Here is a 17,021-nt window from a genome sequence, read left to right on the forward strand (position 1 = left end):
GCCACATCAGGCGTCTTTCCTGTCTTTTATACATGCATCCTCACTTCCTTAGCCAGTCCTTTTTCATGTTTTCCCCTAAAATCACTTTTCATAACCTATTTGTTGAAATTTAGACGAATATGCATGACCACAGTTCATATAATTGTTATATACTAATTGATTAACTCATTTTACTTGCAAATTGAGTAAATTCACAGTATAATGGGTTAACTAATGAGAGGTGAAATATATTGAAAAGGGTAAAAAGAAAAGTATTAGCGTACATCACAAAAGGTGAAGGCAGACACCGGAAACTGCTGGTTTACGAACAAAAAGATCATCCTGAAGCAGGTTTACAAGTTCCAGGGGGTACCATCGAACGCAATGAACTATTATTGGATGCATTATATCGTGAGATTGAAGAGGAATCCGGTATCGTGCGTGATGAACTCATACTAGAAGGTAAAGTAAAGGCTTCAAAGTTCTTCCCGGAAGACAAAAATGTGATTTATGAACGTACTATTTTCCATTTTTCCTATGTAGGAGAAGAGCGGAACGAATGGGAATATAACGTCGAAGGTGAAGGTAAAGACGCAGGTCTATTATTCAGCTACCGTTGGATGCCGTTGCACGAAGTGCCAAAGCTAGCTGCTAAACAAGGAGAAGCGATTGAATATATCTGATATGGACCTGATGCAATGCGCATTACATCGTTCACACCCAATTAATTTTGCACAATAAAAGACTATTCCACCCGAATGCTACATCTTCGCTTGGAATAGTCTTTTTGCTTGTTTTTTATTTAGTCGGTTTCACTTGATCTTGCAGCCGCAGCTTATGCAGAGGCACAAACATTTCAATATGCTGGTACAAGTTCTGGAAAGTCGCCGGCAGCCTGCCTCCGTACTCTCCATCCAGATTTAATTGCACTTCGTCATGTGAAGTCACAACGATCTTCTCTGCCTTGGCAGAAACGACAAGCGGATCATCCAAATGTTCTCCTCTTGAAGCCAGCGTGACGACACGAATAAACTCCGCGATATTACACTTTTTCAATATAAGCAATGTGAAATAGCCGTCATTGATGCTGGAATCAGGCGCTAATTTCTCAAATCCTCCGACCGAGTTGGTCAATCCGATCAAAAACATCATCGCTTCTTCATCAAACACTTTGCCGTCATACTCGATACGAAGATGACTCGAATGTATGGAAGGCAGCATTTCAATGCCTTTCAAATAGTAAGCCAATTGGCCAATTACGGTTTTCAGACGGCTTGGCACTTCATATGTCAATTCCGTCATTCGGCCGCCGCCTGCGATATTGATAAAATAACGGTCATTCATCATACCGACATCGACTGGCGTTGTTTTTCCCTGACAAATAATATCTACAGCTTCATCAATTTCTCTTGGAATTCTTAGAGCTCTGGCAAAATCATTCGTTGTTCCCATGGGAATTAAGCCGATTTTCGGACGTTTCTCAGAATGCCCGACACCCGCTACTACTTCATTAAGCGTCCCGTCACCGCCAGCTGCAATAATCACATCGAATCCTCTGCGGACAGCTTCTCGCGCGGCAACTGAAGCATCGCCTTCACATGTAGTGGCATGAGCTGAAGTTTCATAGCCGGCTTTCTCTAGTTTCTCGAGGACTTCTGCCAAATGCTTACGGAATACTTCTCTTCCTGCAGTAGGATTATAAATGATCCGTGCACGTTTCATACACTTTCCCCTCGATCCTTTCGCGTCTGATTCTTCAGACCTTTACCATTATAATATGGTTTCCTCTTTATATTTACTTCACTTGCTGTAAAACGGGCAGCCATGCAGAACGTATATCTTCATAGACAGCCAGCCAGTTGGCAGGTTTTGCGGTATATTCCGACATCAGCTGCGAATAAAATGCTTTTTGCTTTTCTTCAAAATCAGGCGATTCTTCAGCGGGCAGCTTGGAACGTCCTTCCATTACATACTTCTGCAGGATCGGCGCACGGGGACCCCACTTCTCTATTGCCTCACCGGCTGAATTCAGCAACAGATAAATTGGAATGGACCGTCCGCCATTCGTCAAATACTGATCCATCAATTCCGGATTCTGATCCCGCAATACAGCACGCACTTCGATATTTGCCGCTTCCCCAATCCGGCGCAGAATTGGGTTATTCAGCATTGCATCGCCGCACCAATCTTCTGTAATTACTAAGACATGGGGTTGCTTTTCCTTCAGCAATTCAATAAATTCATCGTCTTGCGGCACCTCAAACTCATTATAGATCAAAAAACTATTTTCTTTTTGTGATTCCATATTGTCCATATACGTTTGAAGTGATACCGCTTCTTCAAAATATTGTTGTTCTGTTTTCAATACAATCCCCTCCTGTTCAGCATAGAAGTTCATAAGGAAAAAACGTCCAGGATCGGACTGGTTTGTCTCCCCTGGAACGTTTATCAAATAGTTGACAGATTAGCGTTTCTTTATTTCTTCCATCAATAATTTATTGACGAGAGGCGGGTTTGCCTGTCCTTTTGTTGCTTTCATGACTTGTCCCACTAAGAAGCCAACTGCACGGTCTTTACCATTTTTAAAGTCTTCGATTGATTGTTCATTCGCATCGAGGATCTCTGTAATGATCGTGCGAAGTGTGCCTTCGTCAGAAATTTGAACGAGTCCCTTTTCCTTCACGATATCAGCAGGATTTCCGCCTTTTTTCGCAAGGTCGACAAATACTTTCTTAGCAATTTTAGAAGAGATTGTACCGTCCGTAATTAATTTTACAAGCTGCGCCAGATTTTCAGGTGTCAGCGGCGTGTCATGCAGTTCTTTAGACTCTGCATTTAAATACGCGGATACATCGCCCATCAGCCAGTTTGAAGCGAGCTTCGGCTCTGCTCCGGCTTTTACTGTTGCATCAAAGAAATCAGACATTTCTTTAGTTAATGTCAATACGTGTGCATCGTATTCTGGAAGATCCAATTCCGATACATAACGTGCTTTACGTGCGTCCGGCAATTCAGGGATTTCCGCGCGCACACGGTCGACCCACTCTTGATCGATATGCACTTCCGGAAGGTCCGGGTCATTGATGAAACGATAGTCATTCGCACTGCCTTTAATACGCATTAATACTGTATCTCCGGTTGCTTCATCATAACGGCGTGTTTCCTGCTGGATCGTTCCGCCTGACAGCAAGATTTTTTCCTGACGCGCTACTTCGTTTGCAATACCGCGGCGGATAAAGTTGAAGGAGTTCAGGTTTTTCAATTCTGTTTTCGTGCCGAATTTCTCTTGGCCGAATGGACGCAATGAAATGTTGGCATCACAGCGAAGTGAACCTTCTTCCATCCGGACATCAGATACACCTGTATACTGGATGATCGCTTTTAGCTTTTCTAGGAAAGCGTAGGCTTCTTCCGGTGAACGCACATCTGCTTCTGTAACGATTTCAATTAGCGGTGTTCCTTGACGGTTCAAGTCGACTAATGAGTAGCCGTTTTCTGTATGTGTCAGTTTACCCGCATCTTCTTCCAAGTGAACACGTTCAATACGGATTTTTTTCTTTTTGCCGTCCACTTCAATTTCAATCCAGCCGTTAGATCCTACGGGGCGCTTGTCCTGTGAAATCTGATAGGCTTTTGGATTATCCGGATAGAAGTAGTGCTTACGGTCAAAGTTCATGATTGGCGCGATATCACAGTTTAATGCCATCGACGCTTTCATTCCGAACTCGACTGCTTTTTTATTTAATGTAGGCAAGACACCCGGATAGGCGATGTCTGTCACATGAATATTTTTATTTGGCTCTGCACCGAAATGAGCGGGTGCGGGAGACATGATTTTAGTGTCTGTCTTTAACTCTACGTGGATCTCTAGTCCGACAATGGTTTCAAAGTTCATGATTAGTTCCCCTCCTGAATCGATGGAGTACGCTTGTGGAAGTCCGTTGCTTGCTCATAGGCATGCGCCACTTTATACAGTGTTTCTTCATCAAAATGCTTACCCATGATCTGCATTCCAACCGGCAGGCCGTTAACGAATCCGCATGGTACAGAAAGCGCCGGACGTCCTGTCAGGTTTGCAGGTACAGCCAATACATCGTTTGCATAATGAACGAGCTGGTCTCCGCCTGTTTCACCCAGTTTAAATGCTGTCGTTGCCGCAGTTGGCCCGATAACCACATCATAGTTTTCAAATACAGAATCGAAATCCTGCGCGATCAATGTGCGTGTCTTTTGTGCACGCACGTACAGATCTTCGTGATGGTCCGCACTCATCGCGTACGTACCGAAAATAATACGTTTTTTCACTTCATCGCCGAATCCTTCCTGACGTGTACGGAAATATGCCTGCTCCAGACTTTCTGCATTCTCCGTATGATAGCCGTAACGCAATCCGTCGAAACGGGACAGATTGGATTGTGCTTCCGAAGAAGATAGTACGTAATACGTAGTTGGCGCATACTGAATATGCGGCAGTTCCACTTCTTCACAAACAGCTCCAAGTGATTCCAGCACACGAATTGCTTCTTTTACAGATGCTGCGACGTCTGCATCGACACCTTCACCCAAATAAGGCTTTGGAACCGCCACTTTTAAACCTTTAATATCGCCTGTAAGAGCCGCTGTGTAGTCAGGAACAGCTTTCGCTGAAGATGAACTGTCATTGTCATCTTCACCTGCAATGACGCTTAGCAATAATGCATTATCTTCAACTGTGCGTGACAGCGTACCAATTTGATCGAGTGACGATGCGAATGCAGTCAAACCGAAACGGGACACACGACCATATGTAGGTTTCATGCCGACAATTCCACAAAATGCAGCTGGCTGACGAACGGATCCTCCTGTATCTGAACCAAGTGAAAGAGGGACTTCTCCCGCTGCAACTGCTGCTGCAGATCCGCCTGATGAACCGCCCGGCACGTACTCTGTATTCCATGGGTTCAATGTGTTGCCGAAGTACGAAGTTTCAGTAGTGGAACCCATTGCGAACTCGTCCATGTTAAGTTTTCCCACGTTGACTGCGCCAGCCGCTTCTAATTTATCCATTACCGTGGCATTGTACACCGGCACGAAATTCTCCAGCATTTTACTTGCACATGTTGTCGCCATATCTTTTGTTACAATATTATCTTTGATTCCGATCGGTACACCGAACAGTCGTCCCCGTGTGTCTGTTGCTTCTTGATCAAGCTGTTCTGCACGATTCGCTGCCTCTTCTTTGGCAACGTGAATAAACGCATGAATTTTTTCTTCCTGCTGTTCGATCGTATTCAATGTAGCTTCTGTTACTTCTTTGACCGTAACTTCCCCTTTTGATAAAAGCGCTTGAAGTTCTGCGGCTGTTTTGCTTGTTAACGTCATCACTTTTCCTCCTACTGTCATTGTGCCGTGAATGTGATTCTATACTGCATATTCCGATTACAGGATATCTGGTACTTTGATCAATCCATCTTCCTGATCTTCTGCACTAGCCAGCATTACTTCACGATCCAAGATATCTTTTGGCTCATCTTCACGTAAGACGTTGATCATAGGAACCGGATGAGTCATTGGTTCGACACCCGTGATATCTACTTCTTTCAAATCACTGACACTTTCAATCAAATCTGCTATTTTCGCAGAGAAATTTTCTTTATCTTCCTCAGAGAGGCCAATACGGACGAAATCCGCAAAATATTTGACGTCTTCTTTTGAAAATGTTGTCATACATCGTTCCTCCTCAATTTGCAATCGTACAATTAATCATACCATTTAATCAGTTTCTTGAAAAGTTCGTGCTGCTGCCTCAGATATCAATATCCATACACATGGACAAACGGTTCTTTTCTTTCATTGTCATTCACAATCAGTACTTCAGGTCCATTCACTGAAGTGACACTTACTTCAATCGGAATGTCTTTAAAGTGCGTTTTTACTAATGAAGTCAAATATTGCGAGAAACCTATCAGTTCCGTCTTTCCGAAAAACTGTATAGGAATTTCCACATGCAAGGAATTCAATTTCTGATCTTTATAGAATGCCGTTCCGATTACATTCACAAAACTTGGGAAGTAATCATCAATGTCTTGCTTAAAGTTTTTAAAAGTCGTATTCAAATCTCTGTAATTTCCGGTCGATGAAGAGGCCGGAAGCAATACGTACTGCTCGTCCACTTCTTTCCAGCCCGTGAATTCACTTTTTCCTTTTGCAGCAAATGAGGTCGCAAAATAGGTGCCCGGTACGATATCATTACGGCTTTCCTGCTTAAAAAGCCCGACTGCAATAGGAATATCAGCAAGCTCCGGTTTACTGCGCAGCCGGCTCAAAATAATATCTGCCATTTTCTTTCCTTTTTCTTCAATCGTCCGATCATCGATTTTCCGTTCACCGCCAGCACGCGGGTAATAGATGGAATTCATCGCAAGACCGATGGACATACCCGCCAATTTGACTTTTTTATCGTCTGTCAGCTGCAGATAGTTCTGTTCTACGATGTGCGCCAAATAGATCGGTGCTTCGTCTGCAATTTGTGCAGGTGTCATATCTTCAGTTATTGAAGGGTTTAACCCCGCCTCAAAGTTTGATTTCCTGGAAATCCATTGCTTTGCTGTATCCCGGTCGATGTACTGGCCTTCCTGATATAAATAATCTTTCGGGTCAAAATACAAAGTGGAAAGACGAAGTAAACCTTCTTCGGTTTCCTGGATATCGTATTTTGTATTTAAATTATTGACGACAAGCCCTCTGCTTGCACTTTTTTTGAATGGTACAGGCGTCCGGTAATATTCTTTTTTGATTTGAGTTTCAGGAATCAGCACCATTTCCTGGTCACTTTCTTCTGTTTCCTGAAGTACTTTTTCTGAGTCATCATTAGGTGCTGGGACACATCCTGTCAGCAAAGCAGCTGACAGGATGCCCGAAGCAAGCCATTTAGTCGTTCTTCTCATTCGTATCCACTCCAAGGGCTTCAAGCATGGCTTGTTCATCCCAAATTTCAATCTCTAATTCTTTGGCTTTCGTCAGCTTCGAGCCTGCATCCTCACCGGCAATAACCAGATCTGTTTTCTTGCTGACACTGCCGCTGACTGTTCCGCCAAGCGATTCTATCTGTTCTTTCGCTTCTCCGCGAGTTAACGCAGTGAGCTTCCCTGTCAGTACAATTGTCTTGCCTGCAAACGGCCCAGTAGTCGGTAACTCCTCCCGGGCAGCACCTTTATAGACAGTATTCACCCCGTATGAGCGGAGTTTGTTCATGACGTCCTGCACTTCTTCCGTGCTGAAATAGGTCGTGACCGCATCTGCTACGATTGCACCGATTTCAAAAATGTTTACAAGATCTTCATCGGTTGCTTGTTCCAGTGCTTCAAGTGTCCGATATTCTTCTGCAAGGATTCTTGCAACTTTTTCGCCCACATGACGGATTCCCAGTCCGAACAGGAGTTTTTCCAGTGAATTCTCTTTGGATGTATCAATAGCGGCTAAAATATTGGTTGCGGATTTCTCGCCAATTCGTTCCAGCCCCAGCAGTTCTTCTTTAGTCAATGTATACAGATCAGATACATCTTGTACAAGATCAGCTTCATACAATTGTTCGACAAGTTTTTCGCCGACTCCGTCAATATTCATCGCTCTTCTGGAAACAAAGTGAATCAGCGCTTCCTTCATTTGAGCAGGACATTTGGGATTCACACAACGCAATGCCACTTCTCCCTCGATCCGTACGAGCTCCGAATCGCATTCAGGACAAGCTTCCGGCATATGGAAAGGTTCTTCTTCACCCGTCCGCTGCTCTATCAGCGGCATCACAACTTCAGGAATAATGTCACCCGCTTTTCGCAGTACGACATGATCGCCGATTCGTATATCCTTTTCCCGTATTAAATCCTCATTATGCAAAGATGCCCGTCCAACTGTCGTACCCGCAACGCGCACCGGCTCAAGAATCGCAGTCGGTGTGACGACTCCTGTTCGCCCTACACTTAACTCGATATCAAGCAGTTTAGTCTGCACTTCCTCTGCCGGGAACTTATAGGCAATCGCCCACTTAGGGCTTTTCGCTGTATAGCCGAGCTGTTCCTGTGACTCGAAATTATCTACTTTAATGACGATCCCATCGATTTCATAATCGAGGGACTGTCTGTTTTTTGTCCAGTATTCCACGTACTCCAGCACTTCTTCAATGGTTGCACAGCGCTTGCGCTCTTTATTTGTCGTCAGACCCAGTTCATCCACTTTGTTGAGTGCTTCAGAATGACTGTCCAGCCCATATACTTCCGCATCTCCGCCAACAGCATAAATGAACACGGCAAGATTGCGGCTCGCAGCAACTTGGGAATCGAGCTGCCGGAGTGAACCCGCGGCCGCGTTCCGAGGGTTCGCGAACGGCACTTCACCCGCTTCATCCCGGTCTTCGTTGAGCGTAACAAATGACTGTTTCGGCATATAAGCTTCTCCGCGCACTTCAATTGTCAGCGGTTCGTTCAGTTTCAGCGGCACCGTTCGAATGGTTTTCAAGTTCGCAGTAATATCTTCACCAACTGCACCGTCCCCACGTGTGGCCCCCTGCACTAGCCGGCCTTCTTCGTACTGCAAAGAAACGGCAAGTCCGTCGATTTTTAATTCACATACATATACCGCGCTGCCAGCTGCTTCTTTCACCCGTCTGTCAAAGTCCCGCAAATCTTCTTCGTTAAATGCATTCGCCAGGCTAAGCATAGGGTGACGATGAACGACTTTACTAAATACCTCAAGCGGCGCCCCGCCCACGCGCTGTGTCGGAGAGTCAGGATATATTAGATCAGGATGTGCTTCTTCTATAGCCAGAAGCTCCTGCATTTTTTCATCATATTCTGAATCGGGAACGATCGGGGCATCCAAATCATAGTAGGCATGTCCGTATTCACGCAGAATTTTATGGAGTTCTGCCACTCGCTTCTCCAGTTCCAGAACATCATCCATCGGTTTTCCACACTCCTTAGAGACGCTTTATTCTTTTTCAATCGGTGCAAATTTAGCCAGCAGCCGTTTAATGCCGACCGGATTCGGAAAGGCAATGTCCAGCTCCATATCATCCGCACTGCCCTTGACACTTACTACTGTGCCGGTTCCCCATATCTTATGGGAAGCTTTGTCGCCTGGTTTCCACTGCATTTTCTCTCCGCCAGATTCATTATAAGCAGGACGCTTAACTGCTGGACGTCTTGCTTTTGGTTTTGGCGCTTGAGCAAATGGTACGCTCATACCGTTGCCGTCTGCGAGCAGTTCTGTCAGTTCTTCTGAAATTTCATTTAGGAAACGGGACGGTGAATTGAAGTTCGACTTACCAAACAGCATACGGTAGCCTGCGCAAGTCAAGTACAGGCGCTGTTCCGCACGTGTAATTGCAACATAGGCCAATCTGCGCTCTTCTTCCATTTCTTCCGGATCAGCAAGCGCCCGAATATGCGGGAATATATTTTCTTCCATGCCGATAACAAAGACGACCGGGAATTCAAGACCTTTAGCTGCGTGCATCGTCATTAGGACGATCTTTTCAGCAGAAGAGTTCTCTTCATTATCCAGCGCATCAATATCCGCGACCAGTGCAAGATCTGTCAGGAATGCAATGAGTGTAGGCTCTTCGTCTTCTTCCTCTGCCCGCTTTTCGAATGCTTCTGTCACCGATAAAAATTCCTCGATATTTTCAAGACGGCTTTCTGCTTCGATCGATTTTTCATTTTCCAGCATATCGCGGTAACCCGATTTTTCAATAACTTCTTTTACCAATTCCGTGACAGATAAGAATTCCTGCATCTGGGAAAATCCGTCGATGAGTTCACGGAATTTCACTGCTTCTGTCAGCGCTTTTTTCGGCAAGCCCATGAAATCGACTTCCTGCAATGAATCGAATATCGAACGGTCATTTTGCAATGCAAAAGTTGCCATTCGTTCAAATGATGTGGCCCCAATGCTGCGTTTTGGTTCATTGATAATTCGGGCAAACGCAAGATCATCGTCATTATTGGCAATTAGCCGTAAATAGGCCAGCAGATCTTTAATCTCTTTTCGGTCATAGAACTTCGTGCCGCCAACAATTGTATAATCCAGATTTGATTTCAGTAAATATTCTTCAATGAGACGGGATTGCGCGTTGGTACGATACAGTATCGCAAATTGATCGAGCGTTAATCCCAGTTCTTCTTTTAATTCAATTATTTGCTGAACGACGAATTGTGACTCATCTTTTTCATCGCGCGCTTTATAAATAGAAATTAATTCGCCTTCCGGATTTTCTGTGCGTAATTTCTTGTCATAGCGGCTTTTATTATTAGTGATGACTTCATTTGCCGCCTGTAAAATCCGCTTCGTGGAACGGTAATTCTGCTCCAGTAAAATGACATTCGCTTCTTTGTAATCTTTCTCAAAGGACAGGATATTGCCGATGTCCGCTCCACGCCAGCGGTAGATGGACTGATCGGAGTCACCTACTACACAGATGTTACGGAACTTCGATGCCAGCATCTTGACGAGACGATACTGCGCATTATTTGTATCCTGGTATTCATCGACGTGAATATACTGAAATTTATTTTGATAAAATTCCAGCACTTCCGGAACGCGTTCAAACAGCACGATCGTCATCATAATCAGATCATCGAAATCCATTGACTGATTTTGACGCAGTTTTTTCGTGTAGCGCTCATAAATATCCGCCACTGTCCGTTCATGCGGATTTTGAGGGTTGGCATTTTTCCGGAATTCCGCCGCGTCAATACATTCGTTTTTTGCATTGCTGATGATGCCGAGCATCGCACGCGGGTCATTTTGTTTCGGGTCAAGGTTCAGTTCTTTCAATACGCGTTTCATCGCAGTCAGCTGATCGGCACTGTCTAAAATGGTAAAGTTTTTGGATAAGCCGATACGGTCAACTTCCCTGCGGAGAATCCGTACACACATGGAGTGAAATGTCGAAACCCACATACGTTCTCCTGAGCCCGCCCCAAGCAATCCGTCGATCCGGTCGCGCATCTCACGTGCTGCTTTGTTGGTAAAAGTAAGCGCCAGTATATTGGAAGGGTACACTTGTTTCTCCACTACTAAGTAAGCAATTCGGTGTGTCAATACACGGGTCTTTCCTGAACCTGCACCCGCCATTATGAGCAATGGCCCTTCTGTTGTCTTAACGGCACGTGCCTGTTCGGGATTCATGCCTTTCAGTAAATCCTCTGATAGTTTATTCATATTAGTACCGCCTTTTAGGAACATTTGTTCTAATTATATACTACTCACACAGATAAAGGAACAGATTTCACAGCACTGACTGTCGCTAACGCGGCTTTTAAATCATCGTATACAATATTTCCAACTACGACCGTGTCTGCTATGGCTGCCATTTCTTTTGCTTGTTCGGCTGATCGGATTCCGCCGCCATAAAAGAGCCGCGTATTGTTCAGTAATTCTTTCGCTGCCTTTACAAGCTGCGGATCACCGTATTTTCCGCTGTATTCCATATAAAATACGGGCAGTGAAAATAAATGTTCTGCCATGCGGGCATAAGCCTGTACATCCTCTTCATCCGGAACAGTGTTCACTCCCGTAAGCTTTGCCGCTGTGCAGCCGGGATTCAGTATGCAATAGCCTTCTGTCACAATTTCATCAAAGTTCATCATATGACCGTATTCACGAAGGGCTTCGTGATGCAGGCCATTCAGCCATTTTGAGTCAGTCGTATTTAAAATTGTCGGGATAAAGTAGTAGTCAAATCCGGGTGTGACAGATTCCACGGTTGATACTTCAAGGGCAAGAGGGACAGAAAAACGGCGAAAACGCGCAAGCAGATCCAGAACGTTTTCTAATGTGACACCGTCTGATCCGCCAATAATAATTCCGTCCGTTCCGGATTCCGCTACCGCTTCCAGTTCGTCATCCGACAGTTTTTTGGCAGGGTCGATTTTAAATGCATGCCGCCATGTTTTATAATCCATTTTTATGTCCACCTTCTTTTATTGTATTGGTTGTATGTTCGTTTTGTTGTAATGCGGAGCGCTGGACAGCCGTCTCTGCTTTTGGTTACATCCAGCTCCGACGGCTAGCCCCTAGGGACACTTCTGTCTGTCATCGGCAGGCAAAGTGCGCCTGCAGATGGCAGACCTCCAGTGCCTGCCGGGGCTGGACAGCCGTCTCTGCTTTTGGTTACATCCAGCTCCGACGGCTAGCCCCTCGGGACACTTCTGTCTGTCATCGGCAGGCAAAGTGCGCCTGCAGATGGCAGACCTCCAGTGCCTGCCGGGGCTGGATAGCCGTCTGCGCTTTTGTTTAGTATACCAAAAAAACCGGTGGGGGTTGTGTCCCTGGCCGGTTCTGTTATTTGTTTTTTGTTTGGTTGTTTTGTAGTTCCGGGTAGAGGCGGTCCAGCATGAGGTTGTAGCCTCCGGATCCGTAGTCTACGCAGCGGCGGATGCGGGAGATGGTGGCTGTGCTGGCGCCGGTTTCTTGCTGGATGCTGTCGTACGTTTTTTTCAGCCGCAGTTTATAGGCGACGTCCAAGCGCTGTGCAAGTGACTGGACTTCACTCATCGTGCAGATGTCGTCAAAGAACTTGTAGCACTCTTCCACATCTTTTAGCTCCAGAATTGCTTTAAACAGCTGATCTATTTGTTCACCGCGCAGTTTGTCTATTTGCATGTATTCGCCCTCTCTCTATGTCGATCTTACGGAGTATAGGTGACGGAAGAAGAAGGACCAGATAATGACGGTATGATGTGGATCCAAGTTTTACCCGCTGTTAATTTCACTGGTATGCCCTGTTCCACCGGTATCAAAAATCCATCTTTATTTTGCCATTCAATCGTTTTAGCGATCCCTTCATGAAACAGCATGGCAGTGCCGCCTGATTGTAAATCAATTGCGAGCCGCCCTTCCCGATCCGCTGTTTGATGATCCATTTCCATCACAATTACATTCGCCAGTTCTATACGCCGCTCGTTTATCTTATCGACTGTCTCGATTCCTTTGACAGACCGATAATAGCGATTCGCCGACTCATCATACTGATACGTACTGATATAATTCGGATCTGCACTGTACGATACTTGAACTGATGATGCGATATCCCCTATTTTATCACTTTCGTTGGGATTAAGGAAAGAAAAGGACGGCAGAGCGGAGATCTTTTCAGAAGCATTCGCAAGTGTAAACGCCTCTTCGATATGCTGTTTTGAAATATAGGAGTTATGAGGTGCTCTGCGATCAGCTGACCGTTCAAATAGAGTTCCGTCATGACTCATACCGTTTACTTGGTCAACGGCCCCGGCATCCAGCAATTTTTTCGCATCCGGACTATATCCATGGGCGATATAAAACGCATCCATTCCTTGTGCCAGATGTACAAAGTAATCCCGGGCGCTGCGAACCGGACCCAATTGTTCGGGTACTTTGCTTTGGAATAATGCCGCGTAGCGTGTGATTTGCCCTTCTGCCAAAAATTCATAGATTTGATCGGCATCAGCCAAACCTGACTGCGGGCGTGCAGCCGGATGATTACTGATCGTCGCCAAAATCGGCCGGTGATCAGCAGCTTCTGTTCTGACCTCACCTGTAAAGCTATAAGTCTTACTTTCGGGCACTACTTCTTGTGTTTCTGCGGACTCTGGCTCTTTTGATGAACAGCCTGCAAGACACAGCAGACTGACTGCAGCAGTTAAAAGCAACTTTCGTTTATTCCATATCAATACTACTTCCTACCTTTCTGTATTAGGAATTAAGCGCTCATTTTTCAATACTTGAAAGACACCAACCGGCGTAATCCGCACATAAGGCAGGTGAACTGACTGAAGAAATAATAGTGTATATACTGCATCTCCATGGGCGTATCCACGTTCTTCCAATGCCTCTTTCATAGCAAGTTCTTCTTCTATGATCATTTCCATCGGCTGATCGGACATCCTGCCTGAAACAGCAAGCGGCAACGTTTCTATAATCGCTCCATTTTCAGCCAGCACCATACCTCCGCCAATTTTCTTGATTTCATCGAAGGCTCTCTTCATTTCTCGCCAATCTTGACCAATCAATAATACGTCACCTGTATTTGAATAGGAAGACGCAAAACCTTGCAGATTATCAGCAAAGCCCTTCAGCATCGTGTTGATCCGCCACTTCCCGTGTTTGTCAAGAAGCATCAAATAGCACTCATCGCCCGATGGAATAGTCGGATTAGAGAGATCCAGTTCACTTTCATACACTTTCGTAATTACATCATTGACCATTTGAATTCCTGTCGAAGACGAAAATGTGAAGTCTTCTTTCGTCAATTCGTAATGCAGTTCAAAAACAGGCATTGCATTCCAATCCACCGCTTGAAAGACATTTGATGTCTTGCCGTCCCTCAATACCCAACGGCCTTTTGATAATACGTCTGTTGGCACAGGATTATGTTCATCTTCTAAGAAGTTTACTGTCGCATACCTTCCTGTTGCTATTACACTATGCAAATCTGTAATATCATAGTACCTTGCTACATTATAGGAAGCCATCTGATAGGCATCGATCGGCGATACACCCGCATCAAGAGCAACTTGAATACACTGATCCATCACACCCTCCCGGTAGAATGCAGGAGTCGATCCGTCCGTTGTCATCATCAGATGATCAAATACATCCCATTCCTTCTCCACGATGCCTTTCAATAAATCCGGCAGGTCGGGGCGGATGGAGGAATAGCGCAAAGTAACAGCATAGCCTTGCTGCAAGCGGCGTTCCACTTCCTCTACTGTCATTGCTTCATGATCACCGTCTGCCCCTAGCAGTTTCATCCGCGCAAGTGTACGTTCTGAAGCACCTGGGAAGTGTCCCTCTATTTTCTTGCGAAGCCGCTTAGATTCAATCAAAGACTGCATGATATTCTGATCGCCCCGCAACAGCCTCGGCCACCCGGTCAGCTCCCCCGTCATCAGCACGTCAGGCCGCTCCATCCATTTCGCGATGCTGTCAGGATTAAACAGTTCCTTTTCATTTTGCAAAAGGGTTTGAGAGTCGACACGTGCCCACCAATAAAATGAGAAAGGCAATTCATTCAATTGATCGATAAATGTAAAAGCTGTTTGCTGATCCAACACCGAAAATAAAGTGAGATTATCCGATAGAAAAGTAGTTGTCCCCCGGCGTGACGAATAATCGGCAAATGTTTCCGGGTTATACAGCTGGGAGGGATGTACATGCGGCTCAATATAGCCGGGCACTATTTTCTTGCCCGTTGCATCGACACGCTCTGTTCCTTCGAGCATCGCAGGCATACGATCCCCGACGTACACAATCCGGTCACCCTGAATCCAGATATGTCCCTGCATCCATTTTTTAAATATAGAGTGCAGGTAGGTAGCATTTTCAATTACAATATCGGGTGCTTTCTTCCCGTCAATAATCGCCAGCTGTGACTGTATTTCATCGCTCTTCCACATGCTTAACACCATCCCTTTATAGTAGTGGGCCATTCCCTTATCAATATGCTTTATAGTAACATAGCTATCGGATGTAGAGTAGGATAATTCGGTTGCTTTGTCCACAAGCGACTTTTCATTCACCCACACAAAATCTGCCTGTTATACACATTACTAACAAGTTACTCACATTTTACCCACCGGTAATTCACATATTATAAAAAACACTGTGGATAAACGATGTTTATTAACATTTCAAACTTATTGCATTCGATATCATACTCGAATGGCATGACGGAAAGCACAGCTAATCAGTTGTATCTATCACAGAAAAAAGACTGACACCGGAAGTATAACTCACTTCCGGTGTCAGCCCATATAATTGATCGTTTATTCAAATGTGCGCCATCCGATATCAGTGCGGTGGAAGAAACCATCCCATCGCTGTTCGGCAAGACCTGTATAAACTTTTTCTTGCGCTTCTTTTAATGTATCTGCTTTCGCTGCGACGAGAAGCACACGTCCGCCGTTTCCGACGAAATGGCCATCCGCCTGTTTCGTTCCAGCGTGGAATACGTCGAGACCTTGTTCAGTCAGTACGTTCAAGTCGGGAAGTGCATGGCCGTTTACTACATCGCCCGGATATCCTTCTGATGCAATGACGACACCCAGCATCGCTTCTTTATACCATTCCAGTTCAAATGGCTCTCCCGCCATCAGTGCTTCCATGAACTTTCCGAAATCCGACTTCATGCGCGGTAAAACGACCTGTGTTTCGGGATCGCCAAAGCGTGCATTGAATTCAATGACTTTCGGACCCTGCTCAGTCAATATCAAACCAGCATATAGTATGCCTGTGAAAGGAATACCTTCTTCAGCCATTGCATGGACGGTAGGTACAACTACGCGGTCATAAGCTTCTTGAACGATTTCATCAGAAATTTGCGGAACGGGGGAATAGGCCCCCATGCCTCCCGTATTTGGCCCCCTGTCTCCGTCATAAGCACGCTTATGGTCCTGCGCGATCACCATTGGATAGATTTGACCGTCATGAACAAATGACATATAGGAAAATTCTTCGCCATCCAGGAACTCTTCTACCACTACGCGTGATGAAGATTCACCGAATTTTTGATTGCCGATCATATCGTCGACCGCATCCAATGCTTCCTGCAGTTCCATCGCCACAATCACGCCTTTTCCGGCAGCTAAACCATCTGCTTTAACAACAATTGGCGCACCTTGCTCCCGAATGAACGCCTTGGCTTCTTCAGCGTCCGTAAATGTTCCATATGCAGCTGTCGGAATATCATACTTGTCCATGATTTCCTTGGCAAATGACTTACTGCCTTCAATACGCGCTGCTGCCTGGGTCGGACCAAATACCGTCAGTCCTTTATCCAGGAAATAATCAGCGATTCCTTCTGCTAACGGCTGTTCAGGCCCGACGAATGTTAACGTAACTTGCTTGTCGATCGCAAAATTTGCCAATGCTTCAAAGTCCGTCGCAGCAATCGGCACGCATGTTGCATCCTGCTGCATCCCGTCATTTCCTGGCGCTACAAAGACATCCGTTACAGAAGGTGCCTGGCTGAACTGTTTAGCAATCGCATGTTCACGGCCGCCACTACCTATTACAAGAACTTTCAT

14 protein-coding genes are annotated in these 17,021 nt (G+C 45.3%); 1 reads left to right on the forward strand and 13 read right to left on the reverse strand.

From position 1 onward, the window contains the following. Positions 1-230: 230 nt before the first annotated feature. On the forward strand, positions 231-662 hold the full coding sequence (locus tag SporoP37_RS06400) for an NUDIX hydrolase (RefSeq protein WP_081242875.1): 432 nt from the start codon (positions 231-233) through the stop codon (positions 660-662). A gap of 115 nt (positions 663-777) precedes the next feature. On the opposite strand, the gene SporoP37_RS06405 is transcribed toward SporoP37_RS06400, so the two are convergent. From SporoP37_RS06405 to purD, 13 genes are all read right to left on the reverse strand, one after another. Further along, positions 778-1,701: a diacylglycerol kinase gene (locus SporoP37_RS06405; protein WP_081242876.1), complete on the reverse strand. Its 924-nt coding sequence runs from the start codon at positions 1,699-1,701 to the stop codon at positions 778-780. Between the two features lie 73 nt (positions 1,702-1,774). Continuing rightward, positions 1,775-2,344 carry a thioredoxin family protein gene (locus SporoP37_RS06410; protein ID WP_081242877.1) on the reverse strand — a complete coding sequence of 190 codons (570 nt, stop codon included), beginning with the start codon at positions 2,342-2,344 and terminating at the stop codon, positions 1,775-1,777. Positions 2,345-2,443: 99 nt separating this feature from the next. Next, complete coding sequence (gatB, locus tag SporoP37_RS06415) at positions 2,444-3,874, reverse strand: Asp-tRNA(Asn)/Glu-tRNA(Gln) amidotransferase subunit GatB (RefSeq protein WP_081242878.1); 1,431 nt, start codon at positions 3,872-3,874, stop codon at positions 2,444-2,446. Positions 3,875-3,876: 2 nt separating this feature from the next. Next, positions 3,877-5,340, reverse strand: coding sequence for an Asp-tRNA(Asn)/Glu-tRNA(Gln) amidotransferase subunit GatA (gene gatA / locus SporoP37_RS06420; RefSeq protein ID WP_085430541.1), 1,464 nt, complete (start codon positions 5,338-5,340; stop codon positions 3,877-3,879). Positions 5,341-5,397: 57 nt separating this feature from the next. Next, the gene (gene gatC, locus SporoP37_RS06425) at positions 5,398-5,685 is read right to left on the reverse strand and encodes an Asp-tRNA(Asn)/Glu-tRNA(Gln) amidotransferase subunit GatC (protein ID WP_081242880.1); all 288 of its coding nucleotides are present in this window, start codon (positions 5,683-5,685) and stop codon (positions 5,398-5,400) included. Between the two features lie 86 nt (positions 5,686-5,771). Beyond that, positions 5,772-6,905, reverse strand: a complete 1,134-nt coding sequence (locus tag SporoP37_RS06430) for a CamS family sex pheromone protein (protein ID WP_081242881.1) — start codon at positions 6,903-6,905, stop codon at positions 5,772-5,774. Then, positions 6,889-8,916, reverse strand: coding sequence for an NAD-dependent DNA ligase LigA (gene ligA, locus SporoP37_RS06435; protein WP_081242882.1), 2,028 nt, complete (start codon positions 8,914-8,916; stop codon positions 6,889-6,891). Before ligA ends, SporoP37_RS06430 begins: the two co-directional genes overlap by 17 nt. Positions 8,917-8,943: 27 nt before the next feature. Then, positions 8,944-11,178, reverse strand: a complete 2,235-nt coding sequence (gene pcrA / locus SporoP37_RS06440; RefSeq protein ID WP_081242883.1) for a DNA helicase PcrA — start codon at positions 11,176-11,178, stop codon at positions 8,944-8,946. A 44-nt stretch (positions 11,179-11,222) separates the two neighbouring features. Next, a complete protein-coding gene (locus SporoP37_RS06445; protein WP_085430542.1) occupies positions 11,223-11,921 on the reverse strand; it encodes a heptaprenylglyceryl phosphate synthase in 699 nt (232 codons plus the stop codon). Between the two features lie 379 nt (positions 11,922-12,300). Beyond that, the gene (locus SporoP37_RS06450; RefSeq protein ID WP_081242885.1) at positions 12,301-12,621 is read right to left on the reverse strand and encodes a YerC/YecD family TrpR-related protein; all 321 of its coding nucleotides are present in this window, start codon (positions 12,619-12,621) and stop codon (positions 12,301-12,303) included. 26 nt (positions 12,622-12,647) lie between these two features. Further along, on the reverse strand, positions 12,648-13,646 hold the full coding sequence (locus tag SporoP37_RS06455) for a DUF3048 domain-containing protein (RefSeq protein ID WP_232329820.1): 999 nt from the start codon (positions 13,644-13,646) through the stop codon (positions 12,648-12,650). 30 nt (positions 13,647-13,676) lie between these two features. Beyond that, positions 13,677-15,404 (reverse strand): adenine deaminase C-terminal domain-containing protein, encoded by a 1,728-nt coding sequence (locus SporoP37_RS06460; protein ID WP_085431708.1) that lies wholly within the window; start codon positions 15,402-15,404, stop codon positions 13,677-13,679. 357 nt (positions 15,405-15,761) lie between these two features. Further along, positions 15,762-17,021 carry a phosphoribosylamine--glycine ligase gene (purD, locus tag SporoP37_RS06465; RefSeq protein WP_085430544.1) on the reverse strand — a complete coding sequence of 420 codons (1,260 nt, stop codon included), beginning with the start codon at positions 17,019-17,021 and terminating at the stop codon, positions 15,762-15,764.

It is taken from the genome of Sporosarcina sp. P37 (assembly GCF_002109365.1).
In the GTDB taxonomy this organism is placed as follows: domain Bacteria; phylum Bacillota; class Bacilli; order Bacillales_A; family Planococcaceae; genus Sporosarcina.

Excerpts from the sequence above, each read along its gene's own strand:
- SporoP37_RS06405 (WP_081242876.1), bottom strand. The coding sequence starts at position 1,701 with ATGAAACGTGCACGGATCATTTATAATCCTACTGCAGGAAGAGAAGTA.
- purD (WP_085430544.1), bottom strand. The coding sequence starts at position 17,021 with ATGAAAGTTCTTGTAATAGGTAGTGGCGGCCGTGAACATGCGATTGCT.
- gatB (WP_081242878.1), bottom strand. The coding sequence starts at position 3,874 with ATGAACTTTGAAACCATTGTCGGACTAGAGATCCACGTAGAGTTAAAG.
- SporoP37_RS06460 (WP_085431708.1), bottom strand. The coding sequence starts at position 15,404 with ATGGTGTTAAGCATGTGGAAGAGCGATGAAATACAGTCACAGCTGGCG.
- SporoP37_RS06450 (WP_081242885.1), bottom strand. The coding sequence starts at position 12,621 with ATGCAAATAGACAAACTGCGCGGTGAACAAATAGATCAGCTGTTTAAA.
- SporoP37_RS06430 (WP_081242881.1), bottom strand. The coding sequence starts at position 6,905 with ATGAGAAGAACGACTAAATGGCTTGCTTCGGGCATCCTGTCAGCTGCT.
- ligA (WP_081242882.1), bottom strand. The coding sequence starts at position 8,916 with ATGGATGATGTTCTGGAACTGGAGAAGCGAGTGGCAGAACTCCATAAA.
- pcrA (WP_081242883.1), bottom strand. The coding sequence starts at position 11,178 with ATGAATAAACTATCAGAGGATTTACTGAAAGGCATGAATCCCGAACAG.
- gatA (WP_085430541.1), bottom strand. The coding sequence starts at position 5,340 with ATGACGTTAACAAGCAAAACAGCCGCAGAACTTCAAGCGCTTTTATCA.
- gatC (WP_081242880.1), bottom strand. The coding sequence starts at position 5,685 with ATGACAACATTTTCAAAAGAAGACGTCAAATATTTTGCGGATTTCGTC.
- SporoP37_RS06445 (WP_085430542.1), bottom strand. The coding sequence starts at position 11,921 with ATGGATTATAAAACATGGCGGCATGCATTTAAAATCGACCCTGCCAAA.